General features: G+C 42.6%; 17 protein-coding genes. 9 read left to right on the top strand and 8 right to left on the bottom strand.

Annotated elements, in window-relative coordinates; genetic code table 11:
• Positions 1-356: 356 nt before the first annotated feature.
• A complete protein-coding gene (locus tag H8S90_RS10040; RefSeq protein WP_187342410.1) occupies positions 357-794 on the top strand; it encodes a DUF6194 family protein in 438 nt (145 codons plus the stop codon).
• Positions 795-1049: 255 nt separating this feature from the next.
• On the opposite strand, the gene H8S90_RS10045 is transcribed toward H8S90_RS10040, so the two are convergent.
• Positions 1050-3434, bottom strand: coding sequence for an ABC transporter permease (locus tag H8S90_RS10045; protein WP_187342411.1), 2385 nt, complete (start codon positions 3432-3434; stop codon positions 1050-1052).
• 522 nt (positions 3435-3956) lie between these two features.
• Positions 3957-4319 carry a virulence RhuM family protein gene (locus H8S90_RS10055; protein ID WP_187342413.1) on the bottom strand — a complete coding sequence of 121 codons (363 nt, stop codon included), beginning with the start codon at positions 4317-4319 and terminating at the stop codon, positions 3957-3959.
• A 226-nt stretch (positions 4320-4545) separates the two neighbouring features.
• Here H8S90_RS10055 and H8S90_RS10060 point away from each other — a divergent pair, with 226 nt between their 5' ends.
• A complete protein-coding gene (locus H8S90_RS10060) occupies positions 4546-5016 on the top strand; it encodes a (2Fe-2S)-binding protein (protein WP_187342414.1) in 471 nt (156 codons plus the stop codon).
• A gap of 36 nt (positions 5017-5052) precedes the next feature.
• Positions 5053-5484 carry a hypothetical protein gene (locus H8S90_RS10065; protein WP_222852276.1) on the top strand — a complete coding sequence of 144 codons (432 nt, stop codon included), beginning with the start codon at positions 5053-5055 and terminating at the stop codon, positions 5482-5484.
• A 9-nt stretch (positions 5485-5493) separates the two neighbouring features.
• Here the strand turns inward: H8S90_RS10065 and H8S90_RS10070 are convergent, their stop codons facing one another.
• The gene (locus H8S90_RS10070; RefSeq protein ID WP_187342851.1) at positions 5494-6444 is read right to left on the bottom strand and encodes an IS3 family transposase; all 951 of its coding nucleotides are present in this window, start codon (positions 6442-6444) and stop codon (positions 5494-5496) included.
• Positions 6357-6656: a transposase gene (locus H8S90_RS10075; RefSeq protein WP_187339052.1), complete on the bottom strand. Its 300-nt coding sequence runs from the start codon at positions 6654-6656 to the stop codon at positions 6357-6359. The genes H8S90_RS10070 and H8S90_RS10075 overlap by 88 nt, the downstream gene beginning before the upstream one ends.
• Before the next feature lie 142 nt (positions 6657-6798).
• Between H8S90_RS10075 and H8S90_RS10080 the strand changes: the two genes are divergently transcribed.
• Positions 6799-8970 (top strand): molybdopterin cofactor-binding domain-containing protein, encoded by a 2172-nt coding sequence (locus tag H8S90_RS10080; protein WP_187342415.1) that lies wholly within the window; start codon positions 6799-6801, stop codon positions 8968-8970.
• Positions 8971-9236: 266 nt separating this feature from the next.
• Positions 9237-9728, top strand: coding sequence for a cupin domain-containing protein (locus tag H8S90_RS10085; RefSeq protein ID WP_187342416.1), 492 nt, complete (start codon positions 9237-9239; stop codon positions 9726-9728).
• Positions 9729-9801: 73 nt separating this feature from the next.
• On the opposite strand, the gene H8S90_RS10090 is transcribed toward H8S90_RS10085, so the two are convergent.
• Together H8S90_RS10090 and H8S90_RS10095 are read right to left on the bottom strand one after the other, a co-directional pair.
• Positions 9802-10065: a hypothetical protein gene (locus tag H8S90_RS10090; RefSeq protein WP_187342417.1), complete on the bottom strand. Its 264-nt coding sequence runs from the start codon at positions 10063-10065 to the stop codon at positions 9802-9804.
• Between the two features lie 409 nt (positions 10066-10474).
• Positions 10475-12007: a M20/M25/M40 family metallo-hydrolase gene (locus H8S90_RS10095; RefSeq protein WP_187342418.1), complete on the bottom strand. Its 1533-nt coding sequence runs from the start codon at positions 12005-12007 to the stop codon at positions 10475-10477.
• Positions 12008-12341: 334 nt separating this feature from the next.
• Here H8S90_RS10095 and H8S90_RS10100 point away from each other — a divergent pair, with 334 nt between their 5' ends.
• From H8S90_RS10100 to H8S90_RS10115, 4 genes are all read left to right on the top strand, one after another.
• Complete coding sequence (locus H8S90_RS10100) at positions 12342-13073, top strand: bifunctional 2-polyprenyl-6-hydroxyphenol methylase/3-demethylubiquinol 3-O-methyltransferase UbiG (protein WP_187342419.1); 732 nt, start codon at positions 12342-12344, stop codon at positions 13071-13073.
• A gap of 288 nt (positions 13074-13361) precedes the next feature.
• Positions 13362-13613, top strand: coding sequence for a hypothetical protein (locus H8S90_RS10105; RefSeq protein ID WP_187342420.1), 252 nt, complete (start codon positions 13362-13364; stop codon positions 13611-13613).
• 39 nt (positions 13614-13652) lie between these two features.
• Entirely contained in the window at positions 13653-13910 is a 258-nt protein-coding gene (locus tag H8S90_RS26435; RefSeq protein ID WP_222852277.1) for an Atu4866 domain-containing protein, read from the top strand.
• Between the two features lie 354 nt (positions 13911-14264).
• Positions 14265-16439, top strand: coding sequence for a GH92 family glycosyl hydrolase (locus H8S90_RS10115; protein ID WP_187342421.1), 2175 nt, complete (start codon positions 14265-14267; stop codon positions 16437-16439).
• Positions 16440-16494: 55 nt separating this feature from the next.
• Here H8S90_RS10115 and H8S90_RS10120 read toward each other — a convergent pair whose 3' ends face one another.
• Both H8S90_RS10120 and H8S90_RS10125 read right to left on the bottom strand, forming a co-directional pair.
• Positions 16495-16695, bottom strand: coding sequence for a hypothetical protein (locus tag H8S90_RS10120; protein ID WP_187342422.1), 201 nt, complete (start codon positions 16693-16695; stop codon positions 16495-16497).
• 29 nt (positions 16696-16724) lie between these two features.
• Positions 16725-16991 (bottom strand): hypothetical protein, encoded by a 267-nt coding sequence (locus H8S90_RS10125; protein WP_222852278.1) that lies wholly within the window; start codon positions 16989-16991, stop codon positions 16725-16727.
• Positions 16992-17011: the final 20 nt, after the last annotated feature.

Raw genomic sequence — 17011 nt, forward strand, 5'->3', positions numbered from 1 at the left:
GAAAAGTCGACATAATCACTAACTGTATGTTTCAAGCTGAACGGGTTTTATTTATTTGCTCGATATACCGAATATCGTTTTTATGATCTTTTGCCTAATTTCTAGAGGTAGTTCGGAATTGTCTTTCATAATGATAGTGAGACCATTTCCTTTTAGGAACGGTCAGTAATTGGAATTGTACCATGTGACTATCGTTAAGCCACTAGCAGGGATGAGTTTACTCCCGATCAAAATTTTCTGTAGCCCATGACTGTATCCCTACCATAACTTTACCTTATGTTCCTATAGCCAAAATGGTAACTACTTGCAAATCTAAAGTGTAAGGTAGAAATTTGCAATTGATAAAACCATCAATTATGTCATTACAAAAAATTGAAAATCACATTTCCAAAAATCTCCACAACGTTCAGAAATTGGATAGTTTTGGATACAATCTTTTCTTTTACGGAACTGACCATGTTCTTCCATTTATCAGCATTGCTAAATCAGATAATGAATATGACAGTGTCTCCAATCTAAACCGGGACGGCGTATTTCGCGTGAATATTGGGGTTTCAAAAGAAACGTTCAACAAACTTTTTGCTAACTCTAAAAAGGAATGGGATTTTACTGAATTAAACTCTTTTATGCCTCACCCTCATTATGCCGCTCAAAATTTCATTTGTATACTTAATCCGCTGGAAAATAATCTCATATATACAATCAATTTCATCGAAGAAGCCTATGCAATTGCAAAGAACCGCTTTGATAAAAAACATTCTATCGAATCGAAAGGGCCAAACAGATCACCATAGACAACTAAATTCAACGTACTGTGCTATGGACAAAACAGGGCAAGAGTTATAGAGCAATCAATTGCATCGATTTTAAAGGTTGTCCAACAAAGTAAATAAGTTCTAAAGCTTTTTACTAAACTTTTCGATTTTGGTGATAATTTCTGCAAAAAAAGTTTTCATGTAACTATATTTAATATATTATTATCGGAGTCTCATTATAAAAGCTTGTTTTTCTAGACCTTATGGATCTTTTTTTGGACAATCCTCTATTTACTATTCGCTTCTTAGTGATTTCACCGGATTTACCAAAGCTGCCTTTATGGTTTGAAAGCTCACCGTAACAAGCGTTAGCATAATCACGCCTATTGCTGTAGATAAATAAACCCACAAAGAGATGCCTGTATGGTAATCATACCCCTCTAGCCAATGATTCATAATATACCAAGAAAGTGGTATGGCCAAACTAAAAGAAACAAGAACCAATAACAAAAAGTTCTTCGATAACAATACCCAGAGACTGAGCACCGTTGCTCCCAAAACTTTTCTTACACCAATCTCTTTTGTCCGCTGTTCGGCCATGAAAGCTGACAATCCAAAAATTCCAAGGCAACTGATAAAGATTGCAAAACTGGCAAACAATCTTGCCAAGCTTCCTATTTTCTGTTCAAAGGAAAACTTCTCTGCATAATCTGTATCTACAAAGGAGTATTCAAAAGGGGAGGCCGGATTATATTTCTTAAAGATCGATTCAATAGCAGCTAGTGCGTTCGCCGTATTTACCGTTGATTTAATTTTAATGGTTATTGCGTCCAACTCCGTATAACTGAGCATAAACACATTCGGAGATACTTCCTCAAAAGGCGATTCCATTAAAACATTTTTTATAACACCGATAACCTTATAGGGAACATCTTCGTATTTTATGGTTTCTCCAATCGGATGCTCCAAGGACATATAGCGCACAGCAGCTTCATTGAGAATAATAGCGTTAGTGTCCGTGGGAAAGTCTCTGGAAAAATCTCTACCATCCTTAAATTGCCACTTTAAGGTACTGCCAAAATCATGCGTAACATAACAAACACCAATACTTTGATTGATATCGGGCTGTTTTCCCGGCCAATCAAACCCACTGAAATGGTTACCTATGTAAGTGGCGGTATTGGAAGCTTCGGCCATGTTTTCCAAATAACCGGAATTTATCAGTTCATTCCGTAAAACAGCATAAATACCCGGCTTTTTCAGATCGGGAGTGTTAATGTCTATGCTGATCAGACCTTGTTGTTCATAACCCAAAGGCCTATTTTTGACATGTTGTATCTGCCGAAAAATAATCACCGTGCCGACAATAAGGGATAATGAAACCGTAAACTGAAAAACGACCAACAGACGTCTTGATATTTCTGAAAAACGGCCTACGTTAAATGCACCTTTCAATACCTTTATTGGTTTGAACGAAGATAGGTATAGCGCTGGATAACTTCCTGATAATATACCGGTGAAGAGTGCGAACAGGCCAATAGCTAGCCAAAATATGGGGGCATGCGTCGGAAGCAGCATCTCCTTACTGGATAAAGTATTAAACCAGGGCAAGGCAAGCCAAACCAAAATAATGGCTAGAACTGAAGCTAAAATGGCAATGAGTATCGATTCACTCAAAAACTGCATGACCAAATACGCTTTGGAAGAACCTACTGTTTTACGGATTCCTACTTCCGCTGCCCGTTTTTGAGATTGTGCTGTGCTTAAATTCATAAAGTTAATGCAAGCAAGTATGCAGACAAAAAGACCTATCAAACCGAACATCCATACAAACTGGATATTACCACCTACATTCTTGCCATTCCTAAATTCATTGTAAAGATGCCATTCCGTTGCCGGTTGGAGTATGATTTCCGGCTGATCGTTCCGGTCGGGCTTACCCACGAGCAAGTTTTTAACCTTGCCTGAAACCTGTTCTAAATCAGCATTTTTTGCAATTTTGGCTAAAATAAAAAAGGAGTTATTGTTCCATTGCTTATAAGCATCTTTTACCCATGTTCGCGACGCAACTAAACTGTTCCAGGGAAGTATGAACTGTTGTTCAGTAAAATCTGTGTTGGGCGCAAAGTTTTGATAAACACCTGTAACCGTTGCAGATGATTCATTATTTATTTTGATAACCTGACCAATAGGATCTGTCTTGTCAAAAAGAATAGTGGCAAGACGTTCACTGATCAAAATAGATGATGGGTCGGCAAAACTATCAACAGAACCTTTTACCAACTGTAATGATAGAATATCCGTAAACCCGGGTTCTGCATAGAAGCCGAAGCTGTTTGCATTTTCGTCACTATTTTTTGTTGACATGGTTGCCCGGCCGTACCGATATAGTGCAATATGCTCAAAATCGGCAGCATATTTGCTTTTCAGCTCTATGGCTGCGGGAATGGATATACTTCCTACAGTATTGATATGGAGCCCATCCGACGAATTATGCAGTACCTTTACAATTCGTTCATGATCTTTGAAACCTTTATTGAACGATAGTTCGTCCCATACCCACAAACCTATTAAGATTGTTATCGTCATACCCAACGCTAAACCGAAAATGTTTATAACGGTATAGGCTTTGTTTCTGACCAGGTTTCGCCAAGCTATCGTAAAGTAATTTTTGAACATAGCATCATGCTGTTTTTCGTATTACACATTCATTATCAAGAAGACTGCCAATTGGATATATCTTGGTTAGGGACACTTAGGGACAATTTGGCTTTTTATCTGTGTGCGGTAGCGGACACCTGTGTTCGATTGCGAACAATGCGTTCGAAGCGACCCTGTTTGGTTAGAGAATACCGCTCTTAGTTATGGGTTATTTATCTTTCTTTTTAACATCATATGAATTGTTTTTTGGTATGGATTAAGTTGTATTTGTTTACGATCTCTTCCTATAAAGAAATCTTCATCTATTTCCGTTAAGAAATTATTGAGACGAAGGCTTCGAGAATATCAGTACATTCCTATAAAGTACAATCAATGGAACCAATACGATGACTGCTGGCAGGATAAGATTCAAGTCCTTTAGCAAATTGATGCAACCTTTCAAAATCAGTTTCCCCTTTCTTGTCTTCGATGGCACGGCTCAAAATGCGGATTCCGTCTTTTAACGTTTGAGCTTCTTGCTGCTTTTGTGCCAGTCGTTTTTCATTGATAGCATAACCCTGAAACAAGATACGCTCTCAATCTTTGGGTAGCCCATTGGCGGAATAATGTCGCTTTTGTAGAATTAACTCGATAACCAACTGAGATAACCATATCCAGGTTATAAAAATTAATTTTTCTTTTTTTACCGTCCGTAGCAACTTGTTCCAAAATGGAACAGGTTGATTCTGCTATTAATTCGCCAGATTTATAAATATTGCCTATGTGTTCCACGATGGCAGGTCGTTGAACTTCGAAAATTGCCGCCATGGAATTTGTATCGAGCCACACGGTATCCTGCTCGAACGTTACTTCGATTTGCGTTTGCCCATCACTAGCTTGATATATTTCAATTTGGTTTTTCATCCTGCTCAATATTAATCCCTTTAGCTAGGGCCGCTTAGGATGTACTGATATTGTTCTATAAGCACTGAACTAAAACATTTACTTCTTTTTTGTATTGTCACTATTAATCAATAGATTAGAATTGTAGTAGCAAGCTGGTGGCTAAATGGTTGAACATGTGGATAGATTATAGCGTAGCGAAATGCTTGCCCGGAACAATACCGATTGAACAATAATTATATAAAATATGATTTCATTAACGGTAAATGAAGAGCTGCATACCTTGGATGCAGATCCGGAAATGCCACTTCTCTGGGCGATACGAGATATCGTCGGGCTTACCGGTACCAAGTATGGCTGCGGGGTTGCCCAGTGTGGCGCATGCATCGTGCATCTGGAAGGCGAAGCCGTCCGGTCATGCGTCACCAAACTCAAACGGGCGGAAGGAAAAAAGGTGATGACCATCGAAGGGTTATCGGCAGCGAACGACCACCCCGTGCAGCAGGCATGGGCCGAAATTGATGTGCCCCAATGCGGTTATTGCCATTCCGGCCAGATTATGGCCGCTGCAGTACTGCTGCGGGAAGTTCCGGACCCGACGGATCAGGATATCGACAATGCCATGTCGGGGAATGTTTGCCGCTGCGGGACTTACCTCCGCGTGAGAAAGGCCATTCACCTGGCTGCAAAAATTGCACAGGACACACCGAAGGGATAGCCTCAAGACTCCAGGAAAAACTAAACTAAACTAATCATGTCTAAAATCACTAAACGTACCATCATTTCAGGGATCATCGCTATCGCTGGCTATTCGGTGTTCAGTGCCGTAAAGACGGGAGAGCCGATGCTCGATAGGAAGGAGATAGCCCTGGCCAAAGATAGTATCGTTTCCGTGCAGGCCTTCGAGAAGGTCTACGCGGTATTGATGAGCCCCCGGTGCATGAACTGCCATCCGGCAGGGGACATCCCCTTACAGGGTGATGATAGCCACCTGCACGAAATGAACCCGAAAAGGGGCCCCGATGGGAAGGGTATGCTTGCCATGAAGTGCGCCAACTGCCACCAGCCGGAAAATACCGAGGGGCCGCACGCCCCGCCCGGCCATCCGGAATGGCACCTCCCACCCGAAGATATGAAAATGGTCTTCGAAGGGCGAACGCCCCACTGGAATTGCAACTTAAAATAGGAGACTTTTTTATGCTGCCATTTTCTCTTTTTCCAATAGCATCTCTTCGATCTGCTTAGGGGTTTTATATCCCAGGGCAGAATGTGTTCTTTTGGTATTATAAAAACCTTCAATATATCCAAAGATCTCCAATTTAGCCGATTGCTGATCGATGAATTTTCTATGGTAGATCATTTCAGCCTTTAGTGTCTTGAAAAAGCTCTCAGCTACTGCATTGTCCCAGCAATTGGCCTTCCTACTCATGCTTTGAAGTATCTTGTTTTTTACAATTACCCTCCTGAATTCATCGCAGGCATATTGGATCCCTCTATCCGAATGGAAGATAAGACCATCTTTGATACCTCGGTTTCTAATAGCCATTTTGATGGCTTGTACAGAAGTGTTTTTAGTCGTCATATCGGTGCTTAAAGACCATCCAATGACTTTTCTGTCCGCCAGATCGATAACCGTTGTTAGATAAAGCCACCCTTTGCCGGTATGGATGTAAGTAATGTCGCTAACCCATTTTTGCGATAGGGAATCCGCTGAAAAATCTCTTTGGAGGAGATTTTCAGCTATCCTATAACTATGGCTCGAATCTGTGGTCACCCTATATTTTTTCTTAACCTTACTTCGTATCCCATGTTTCTTCATCAATCTTGCTACGTAGCTTCTTGATACCATTTCACCTTTTTTGTGCAGCTCTGCGGTTATCCGTGGGCTGCCATAGATATACTTACTGTCACTGTGTACCTGCTGTATTTTATCCACAAGTGCTTTACTGCGTTGTTCCCTGGGGGATTCGGGCCAAACCAGCCAACGGTAAAAACAACTGCTGCTAACGTTCAATACTTCGCACATCTTCTCTACGGAATATACTTCTCGGTTCTCCTTTATGAACCGGTATATGGACCGTCTCCCCTGGAGAAGATGGCTATGGCCTTTTTTAAGATATCGCGTTCTAATTCTGTATCTCTTAATTTCTTGCGTAAAATCCTTAACTCCTGCTCCTCCGGACTGATCTTGGGATTGTCAGGTAAAACCTTATTCCCATTATAACGTGGATTTCTACGCCATTTACTCAGTAAACTGGGGTCTATGTCTAATTCCTTAGCTACATCGGCTACAGATCCCTTAACAACGCTCAAATCGACCGCCATTATCTTAAACGAATCATCAAATTTTCTATGCATTTCTACAAATTTAAAATTACTGTCTAAATCTGTCTCGCTTTAAAGGTAGCAACTCCAAACGGAGCGTATGCGCCAGCGCCGGAGAAAGAGGCGCAATAATGAAGATGACCTGAATCATTAAGTGAGAATAAGATGAACAGATATGGCTACTGAAAAAGAAAGAACCTCCATATCCCGGCGCAATTTCTTAAAGGCAACGGGAATCGGTGCGGGCACGCTCTGCCTGGGCTATTTATTGCCTGCCAGTGCCCGGATAGTGAACATGACGGCCCCGGGAAATGCCGACGTCGCAACAACCGTATCCCTCAATGCGTGGATACACATCGGTACCGACGGGAAAGTGACGCTTTTCGATCACCGCGCAGAAATGGGGCAGGGTTCTTACCACTCGGTTCCACAGATTATTGCTGAAGAGCTGGAAGTGGATCTGAAGGATATCGTGGTCGAATTTGCACCCGGTGATCGAAAGAAATACGGTGGACAGATTACCGGCGGGAGCTCTACCATCAGGGGCAGCTATAAGCAGTTGCTAAACCTGAGCGCCACCGCCCGGATGATGCTGGTGCAGGCCGCGGCAAATGAATGGAGCGTGGATGTTGCAGATTGCTATGCCGAGGCGGGCCATGTCATCCATCGCAGTTCGGGCAAAAAACTGAATTACGGGGCACTGGTGACCGCCGCTTCGCAGCTCCAGGCACCGGAGGAGGTTGACCTGAAGCCAATGAGCGAGTATAAGCTTATCCGGAAGCCGCTCCGTAGGATAGATACACCATTGAAAACAAATGGCGCTGCCGTTTTTGGCCTGGATAAGCGAATACCCGATATGCGTTTTGCTACGGTGGTGCGTAATCCCCGTATGCGTGGCACCGTGAAGTCCTTCGATGATGCGGAGGCCATGAAGGTGAAAGGAGTGGAGCGGGTATTCAAGGTGCGGATGAAGGTATTCAATACCTGGCGCGAAGGGGTGGCCATAGTGGCCAACTCTACTTGGGCGGCCTTGCAGGCTAAGAAAAAGCTGAAGGTGGAGTGGGATGATAGCGGCTTTGAACACGTTAATACGGCGGATATCTATCAACGCCAGAAAGAACTATTGGCCGGAGAGGAGGGGCTGACCTACCATATGCAGGGCGATCCTTCAGGAATTATTGCTTCAGCAGGCAGTAAACTGGATGTGGTATACGAAACGCCTTATCAATCGCACTATGCAATGGAGCCGGTAAACTGTATTGCCCATTGGAAGGGGGATACCGTAGAAGTATGGGGGCCGATACAGGCACCGGAGCTTGTTCAGGATGCAATCGCTGAAGAATTTGGCATTCCCTGGGAGCAGGTGAAAGTTAACATGACCTTTCTGGGCGGTGGCTTCGGGCGTAAGGCTTTTATGGATTACCCTTTTGAGGCGGTTATGGTATCTAAGGTAGTGGGCGGGCCGGTGCAGGTGGTCTGGACGCGGGAGGATGATGCTACCCAGGGCCCTTACCGCCCCGGAATCTCTTACCGTTGCGAAGGGGTGGTGGATGGAGAAAAAATTGGGGCAATGAAGGTTCGCCTTTGCGGGCAGAATATCGGTCACTTCAGCAGCGACGACCGATCTAAAGCCAATGGGAGCTCCAGTGAGGGCTTCCTTGAACCCTATCTGAAAGCTATTCCGGCCATCAGTATTGCCGATGTGCCTTTTGAACTTCCCATACCGGTGCTGTGGTGGCGCTCTGTATATGCATCTACCAATGGCTTTGCCTATGAAAGTTTTATCGACGAGCTGGCCGTTGCCGCCGGCAGCGATCCAATGCAATTCCGCAGGGCTCACCTTCCAGAAGAGCGTGTGCATCAACTGATTGATAAACTGGAAGAACTGTCCGGATGGAAATCACGCAGGCCCAACGAGGGTTATGGCGTGGCTATTACCGAGTGCTTCGATTCTACCGTCGGACAGGTGGTAAAGGTGTCGCGCAAACCCGAGGGGGGTATCAAGATTGATCAGGTATGGGTGGTGATGGACTGCGGCTGGTTTGTTAACCCGGATATTATCCATGCGCAGATTGAGGGAAGTGTGATCATGGGGCTGGGTGCCGCAACGATGCATGAGATTACGTTCACCGATGGCCTGGTGAACGAGAAAAATTTCTATGACTATAAAATTCCGAGAATCATGGACATGCCCCTGATTGAATCGCATATTATGGAAAATGCCGAAAATGCGGGCGGAGTGGGCGAACCGGCCCTGCCTCCCTTTGCTCCAGCGCTTGCCAATGCGGTCTTCGATCTTACCGGCAAGCGGATCAGACGTCTACCTTTCGATATGACGAAGGTGTAAAGTGGAGTTGCTACCTTTAAAGACATATTTAAGAGTAATTTTAAATTTGTAGAGATGTATAGAAAATTCGATAATTCATTTAAGATGATGGCGATTGATTTGAGCATCCCTACGAACTACATCTTCACTATCTAACCTTTATATTTTAACCAACATGAGTGTCTCAGGAGCCCTCCAGTCAATTGCAGCAAAAGCCAGGCTATTGATTTCCGTCGAAAAAAGTATTTTTACATCAGCATCAGTGCATTACTAAAAACAAGATGAGCATGAATTCAGCGCAGGCAGATAACTGGATAAAGCATTTAAGATTAAAACCGCATCCGGAAGGAGGGTATTACAATGAAGTCTTCCGCTCTGAGCAGCAGGTAATACGAAAGGGAGAAAGTCAACTAAAAAATTCGTGCACTTCAATCCACTACTTGCTGCAAAATGCCGATTTTTCCAGTTTTCATAGACTTCAATCGGATGAAATATGGTATTTTCATGTAGGCTCCCCCCTTCACATACATATACTCCGGCCGGATGGTCAATATGAATTGAAGGAACTTTCCATTAATGAAACCGGTTCATTATCTGTAATCATAGAAGCCGGAATGTGGTTTGCTGCAGAAATTCCATCCCGCCTTGGTTTTTCTCTTTCAAGCTGCGTGGTTGCTCCTGGATTTGAATTCTCGGAGTTCGAGCTTGGAGAAAAAGAAAAGCTACTTGAGCTATGTCCCACTCAGGCCGAACTTATCGAAAGACTTTGTCTAAAATAATCCTTGTAAACTGAAGCGTTATTAGGGTTTTAACACAGCATGTTGCATGATAACCATAGGCGTTTTAGATGATTTATAAATCATTAATAACCAATATATTAATAAAATAGCTTCTACTTTCCCACTTCTTCAAATGCGAGACAATTTCTTCATAAAAACCTTCTTCATGTGCTTTCTTAGCTGCTCCAGTGAATTTTAACTTCAGTACGCTTTTTAAGAAAACAAAAGCATAGCCTTTAGAATTTCGCGCTTCGTTCAACTGAACCATTCGATAGATAAATATGACAAAAGCATTGGCCTGATTATATGTGGTGCTTTTTGTTTTAAATTTGAGCAAAATATCTCTGGTAACCGGTAATACCTCGTACTTTTACCGGGGAACAGCATACCGATTGAATGGAGATGAAGAGCGTTGGTATTTACCAACCGTGAGGTTCCGCAAGGCTGGGAGGTGCATGAAGGTATCTGCAGTGGTTACGTATGAGCCTTCATGATTGATAGTTTATTGACCACTAAACCATTTTGTAGATTAAGGTCGTTGCTGATCTTAGAGGACAAAAAGGGAAAATGGGTTGGCCCGTAGGTAGCCAACCTTTGGCTTTATAACCAAAAATGTAATCTGTCAAATCAATTACCTTTCCTCAACTGCCGTTATTAACGGACTATATTGATTCTCGAAGACGCAGTTCGGGCCTGTGATCTCAAAGAAAAGATGTATTCTGTTTTTTATTAATGATTTTCTGCGTTTAATTGTCATAATTTTGCATGATATACGTAAAGTAATAGATCATCTTCTGATAATTTTCGATGCTGATGTATTCATTGGTACTATGAATACTCTGCTGTTCGGCGCTATTAATTTTAAAGGGTATAAATCGATAGATATTTTTGCTGACAATCTGGTACTTATACGCATCTGTTCCACCTACGGTAAGATAAGGTGTGGTTAAAACGTTAGGGAAGACCTGCTGAATACCGGCCTCTATCATTTGGTAGGCTTTTGTGCTAGTTGGGGATACATTAGAGGCTGCCCTAGTATTATCAATTTCCTCTATTTCCACATCGAAACCCTTTGTAGCTTTTGCGATATGATCTTTCACCTCCTGAACGCTATTGCCGGGCAACAGTCTGAAATTGACGACAAAGGATACTTCTGGTGAAAGAACATTCGTGCCATCGCTTCCTTTCATCATCGTTAAAGCCGTGGTGGTGCGAACCAATGCGTTTGTCGAGTTGTTCTTTGTTAGTTGCGACAGGAAAATACGTTTTAATAACCACTTGTTGGCAATACCCATCCGGGTAGTGAAAGACATAGCTCCGCCAACGTTATCAAAAAATTCTTGGATAAGCGGAGTAATGGCTGGCTTCATTTGGTTATCCTCTAACCGCTGCATAATGATAGCAGCCTTACCTATGGCACTTTCCAGAGGAGGCATGGATGAATGCCCACCTAGACCTTTAACTTTTATCCTTGCAGATAGAAACCCTTTCTCGGCGCAACCGATCAGTGCAATATCAGCATCTATCCCACCGATACTTCCCTTTTCTAATATTACCCCTCCTTCATCGTAAACGGCGTCGAATTCCAATCCTCTTTGTTTAAAATCCGCCGCAATTTTTTCAGCGCCTTTTCTTCCACCAACTTCTTCATCAAAACCAAAAGCAAAATAAATATCACGCTGGGGGATATAGCCCTTTTTAATCAAACCCGTCATTGATTCCATTAATGAAAAAAGCATCCCCTTCATATCCAGGGACCCTCTCCCATAAATCCTTCCATTGGCAACAGCTCCGGAAAAGGGAGGATAATCCCACTTCTCAGCCACTTCTTGTATAGCCGGTACTGCTTTGTCCAGCGGATTGAAAGTCTCTCCTTCTTTATTTAGAATAGGCGCGTCACCGGGAGGAACAACATCAATGTGCGACAGAAATAGAATAGGCTTCAAGGCAGGATTGCTGCCCTTTAACTTAAAAACCAGCCCATAGCCATTTACTTCATAATGATCTGTTCGCTGATAAACTAGGGCATAAGTTTTCATTAAGTATTTTTTGAACTCATCAAAGCTCGTATAATCAAAATCACCAAGTTCACCGGTAGAAATTGTCGGAATCTTTATCCCTCCGGAAAAGCGATAGATAGCAGAATCGTCCCTTTGAATAGTGAAAGCCTGAGATTTAATGAACTGTGCTTCTTTAAAAGGATAGGTGATTGTGCGAATTAGCATGAAGCCGATTAAAACAATCAGAACGATTAATAAGCCTAAAAGAACCTTTTTCATAACCTTAATGGTATTATAATTTTTTCTACGCATTTGACTTTCATACAATAGGGGCTTTTGATAAAAGCCAATGGGTAAATAACAGCCTGCATGGATCTTGATCAGAGCGGATTTATGCGCATATCCTTATCAAACTTAGATAAATTTCCTTTTATATACAATATAATAATTGCGTAGCGTATAAAAGGAATTATTCATAAGCATTTGCTTTTGTTCGGTATTCATGAGCTCGTTACACTCGGTTCATGAGGGCTAAAGCCGTTTGTCGATCTCTCCTCCTCCATTGAGAACTTTTTATCATATTTTTGTATGGTAATATTATAGTGCAGAACAGATGAAAGAAAATAAATACGATGATTTTTCATTTTTTGAGCAATATGGAAAAATGAGCCGTTCTCAAAAAGGGCTTGACGCTGCGGGAGAGTGGCATGTATTAAAGGGAATGCTGCCAGATTTTAAGGAGAAAAAGGTGCTTGATTTAGGTTGTGGCTACGGGTGGCATTGTAGATACGCAATCGAAAAAGGAGCAAAGTCGGTAGTCGGTATTGATCTTTCTGAAAAAATGCTTCAAAAAGCAAAGAAAATCAATCAATTAGATGGTATTATATATAAACGGATGGCACTTGAAGATGTTCAATTTACTCCCGAAATATTTGATGTAATATTCAGCTCTTTAACCTTTCATTATATCCAATCTTATGATATGCTTATCGGTAACATATATCAGTGGCTTAAAGCCGGAGGCAGATTTGTCTTTTCTGTTGAACATCCGGTTTTTACATCCAAAGATAGTCAGGATTGGGTTTATGATGCAGCTGGAAACAAGTCGCATTGGGCTGTTGATAGCTATTTTTTTGAGGGAGAGAGAAATACTTTATTTTTGGGAGAGCGTGTATTAAAATATCATAGAACGGTTGGCACATATTTGAATGTGCTTTTAAAAAAAGGTTTTAAAATCGTTGAAGTTAAAGAACCCGTACCCAGCGATGAGATGCTGAAAAACATCCCCGAAATGAAAGATGAGCTACGTCGTCCGATGATGTTACTGATTTCCACTGAGAAATAAATATGATTAGTGCTGACCTCTTTTGCGTTTACACTTCTTTTTTATCGGCATATTAATGAAGTCGAAAAAATGGTGCGGTTCCTCCGCAGTAAGATCTGCATCATTTGGTTTTGATTTTTTCGATTGCAGTTCAACGGGCTCTTTAATTTCAGGTTGTTGAATTGCCCGTAATGGAACAGCGTTATCAGTGAGACCATCTCGCATGGCCCGCTTTTACGGTTCTAAATTTAACTCCAATTAAAAGCTACCCATTAAATTGAGGCGTTTCATTTGAATTTTTTTTTAAAAATGAATAAGACTGAAATGATAGAGGTTTTCTATAAGGCCAAGCTGAATTGGGCACCAGGTATTATCCAACAGGAAATAGGTCATTTTAATGTATTCCGGCTTGATCCTTTTGTAGGGACAGGCGAAAAACCCATACCTTACTGCCGACGGGATTATTTCAAGATTAGTCTCATAAAAGGAAATAACAAAATAGATTACGCAGACAAGGTGATGGAGATCAAAAAACAGGCTTTGTTATTAAATCAACAATAGAAGAAACAAAGGCATTTATCGGTATGTGGGTGACTACAGATGGTTATATTCGGTAAACTGTTACCCAATAACCGATACGATGAAGCCCGAGGTAATCGAAAAAGTGCTTACCAAGGTAGTTACAAAGTAACAGGAAACCATATTGATTATAAAGACGATACAGGCTTTACTGCTGATGGTGAATTTCGGGATGGCGTATTGTATCACGGAGGGATGATTTTTTATTTACTTCTGTATAAACTAATCTTCCTGCGCAAAATAAGAAACAGAACCCATACAATTTACTGCATAGGTTGAGACGTTTTAAATGCATACGGCTATCCTTAATCTTTATTTTATGAGATTTCTTTAAACTATTTCACTAGATTTATACCTTATTGTAGTGCAAAAACCATGTATAAATATATACCCGCCCTGCTTACTAATCTATTTTGTATGGCAACAATAGTCCAGAAAGAATACCAGGTTTCGTGTGAGCATCTTAAATCGTACGAAGGCATATACGAGTACACTAAGAATAGCACCCTAAAGATTACCCCCTACGTTCGATCATCGTTGCAGACGGAAACGAAGCCGCCGAAAGTAATAAAATTACGTTCGAAGGGAATGAAGTAACCAATACAGCATTACCAAAATAAAACAGACAGATATATGAAAGGAAATTTTTTTGTGCTATTTGCATTGCTGATTACCATTACCATAGCGGGCTGCCAGGAGACCGGCAGCCATTTGACCAATCATGTAAACCCTTTTCTGGGTACGGCAACCCTCTGGGAACCGGAGGATCTCGGATATGTTCGCAAAATAGAGGAACGGACCTGGGGTGCTGAGGTTTTCCCGGGTTCCTCCCTGCCTAACGCACTAGTGCAGTTAAGCCCCGTAACCCAATACCGCAGCGGGGCGGGCTACCAATATGAAGATACGGTGATCTATGGTTTTGCCCACACAAATAAAGGACACTGGAATCTGCTCCATATACCGATGTTACCCGTTACGGGTGAGGTATCGCCGCTAGATTTCAAATCGGAATTCAGCCATAACAATGAATCCGCCCATCCAGGCTATTATCAGGTCTTCCTGGAGCGTTACCACATTAACGCGGAATTGACTTCCACGCTTCGTTGCGGTTACCATAAGTACACTTTCCCAGACACAACCGACAAAAAGCTACTTGCCGATATGGCGCGTTCCAATAATCGCGTAAAGGATTGGGAAATAAAGAAGGTGGACGAGAATACGTTTGGGGGATATCAGGATGCAGACGGGAAACTCCATTTCTATGCCGTCTCCAATTATGAGATAGCAAACATCGAGCAGGTAAGGGAGGAAGGGAATGTGGTTTCCGTTGTGAACTTCCGCGACAGCAAAAAGTCAGAACCACTCGAATTAAAGATAGGATTTTCTTTTGTCAGCATGGAGAACGCCAAGATGAACCTGGAACAGGAAATGCTCAACAAGAGTTTCAGCCAGGTACGTGGGGAAGCAGACCAAAAATGGGAAGAACTCTTATCTCAGATCAAGGTGACCGGTGGAACGGAACGGGAAAAAGGGCTTTTCTATTCCACCCTTTACCGCTCTTTCCTCTGGCCTGCTTTGCGGAGCGATGTTAACGGCGATTACATGGATGAAACGGGGGAGCTTGCCAACGGGGGATTCCGGTATTACACTGACCCGTCTTTCTGGGACGATTACCGCAATAAACTTGTATTGCTGGCCATGCTCCAGCCGGAAGTCACTACCGACGTTATCAAATCAATTACGGATAAAGGTGAGAAACGCAATGGGTATATGCCTACGTTCTTCCATGGCGACCACGCGTCGGTATTCGTTGCCGGAACATTCCTGCGGGGAATCAAGGATTTTGACCTGGAGCGCTCCTATGAATTACTGCTGAAAAATGCGACCGTTCCCGGCAGGGGAGGCCGCCCTTACCTCGACGAGTATATGGAGCGGGGTTGGATAGCAGAAAAAGATACGGTAAATGTACCTACGCACGATGAATATAAAGCCGCGGTTACCAAGACCGTCGAGTATGCCTATGACGATTACGCAACGGCACTGCTGGCGAAGGAACTTGGTGATGAAGAGAACTTCGACCTGCTGATGTCGCGTTCGTCCAATTATAAAAATCTTTTCGATCCCGGAACCGGTTTTTGGCGGGGCAGAATAGACGACGGAAGTTGGATAAAGGACTTCGACCCGTATTATCCATATTACGCCTATATGTATAGGGAAGCCAATGCCTGGCAATCGCTGTTCTTCGCCCCGCATGATCCCGAAGGGATGATTGCGTTATATTCGGGCCGCGAGGCTGTCGATGCGAAACTGGATTCACTTTTTTCAGAACCTTGGCGGGGTTATGAGGCACACAATATGACCGGATTCATCGGCAACTACTGCCACGGCAACCAACCTAACCATAGTGTGCCCTATACGTATTATTTCATTGGGAAACAGGAAAAGGCACAATTCTATCTGGATAGCATAATGAATCACTACTATGACATGGGTGCCGACAAGCTTGCCTATGCCGGAATGGATGACGCCGGTGAGATGTCGGCATGGTATGTATTTAATGCAATAGGCCTGTATACCTATTCGCCGGCCGATCCGGAATATATCGTAACCGTTCCACTGTTCGATAAGGTTGAATTTACAATGGGCGATGGTAACCGGTTCACGATAACCAAAAAAGGCAATGGCCAGAAAATAAGGGACATCAATTACGGAGGCCGTAAAATAGATGGATGGTTTGTTTCGCATGACGAATTAAAGGAAGGAAAGGAACTGGTGATCACAACGGAGTCGTCCACCGACAAAAAATGAAAACAGCACGACCCAACATATACACCATGAAGAAATTATGCAATATAACAGGGGGTTACATCGCACTCGTTCTTTTCGCTTGCCGACGTTCAGGAGGTGGTTCTGCCCTTTTATCGCTGGATGAACGCATCTTCGGGGTACGAGAATGACCGTTATGCTTTAATTCCATTGCCTGTCTGTCCTCCAGACCGTTCGTCGTCCAGTCTGGGCAATAACCGATTTTATGAGAAGACCTGACCGAAAATTGAAAAGCCAACTCCTTCGGGAGGGCTTTTCAGTTTTCGGTCAGATTTTTTTCTGTAACCATTCGTTTGAACATTCCACGTTCATCCAAGCGGCCTCGTAGCCGGATTTAACAACTAAGATCCCATCGTCACTATCCATCACGGATAGTAAATGGTCCCGTACCTCTATGGCTGATTTTGTGGTCGTGATAGCCCAACAGGATTCCAGGATTTTTACGTAAGTTCCATAAGATTCAATGGCATCGAACAGACTTTTATAATCTTTAGCCTTGTTCAAATCGTAATTGATGATGTAACATTTTTCCACAGGCAATTGCATTTTTTTAT

The organism is Olivibacter sp. SDN3, assembly GCF_014334135.1.
Taxonomy (GTDB): domain Bacteria; phylum Bacteroidota; class Bacteroidia; order Sphingobacteriales; family Sphingobacteriaceae; genus Olivibacter.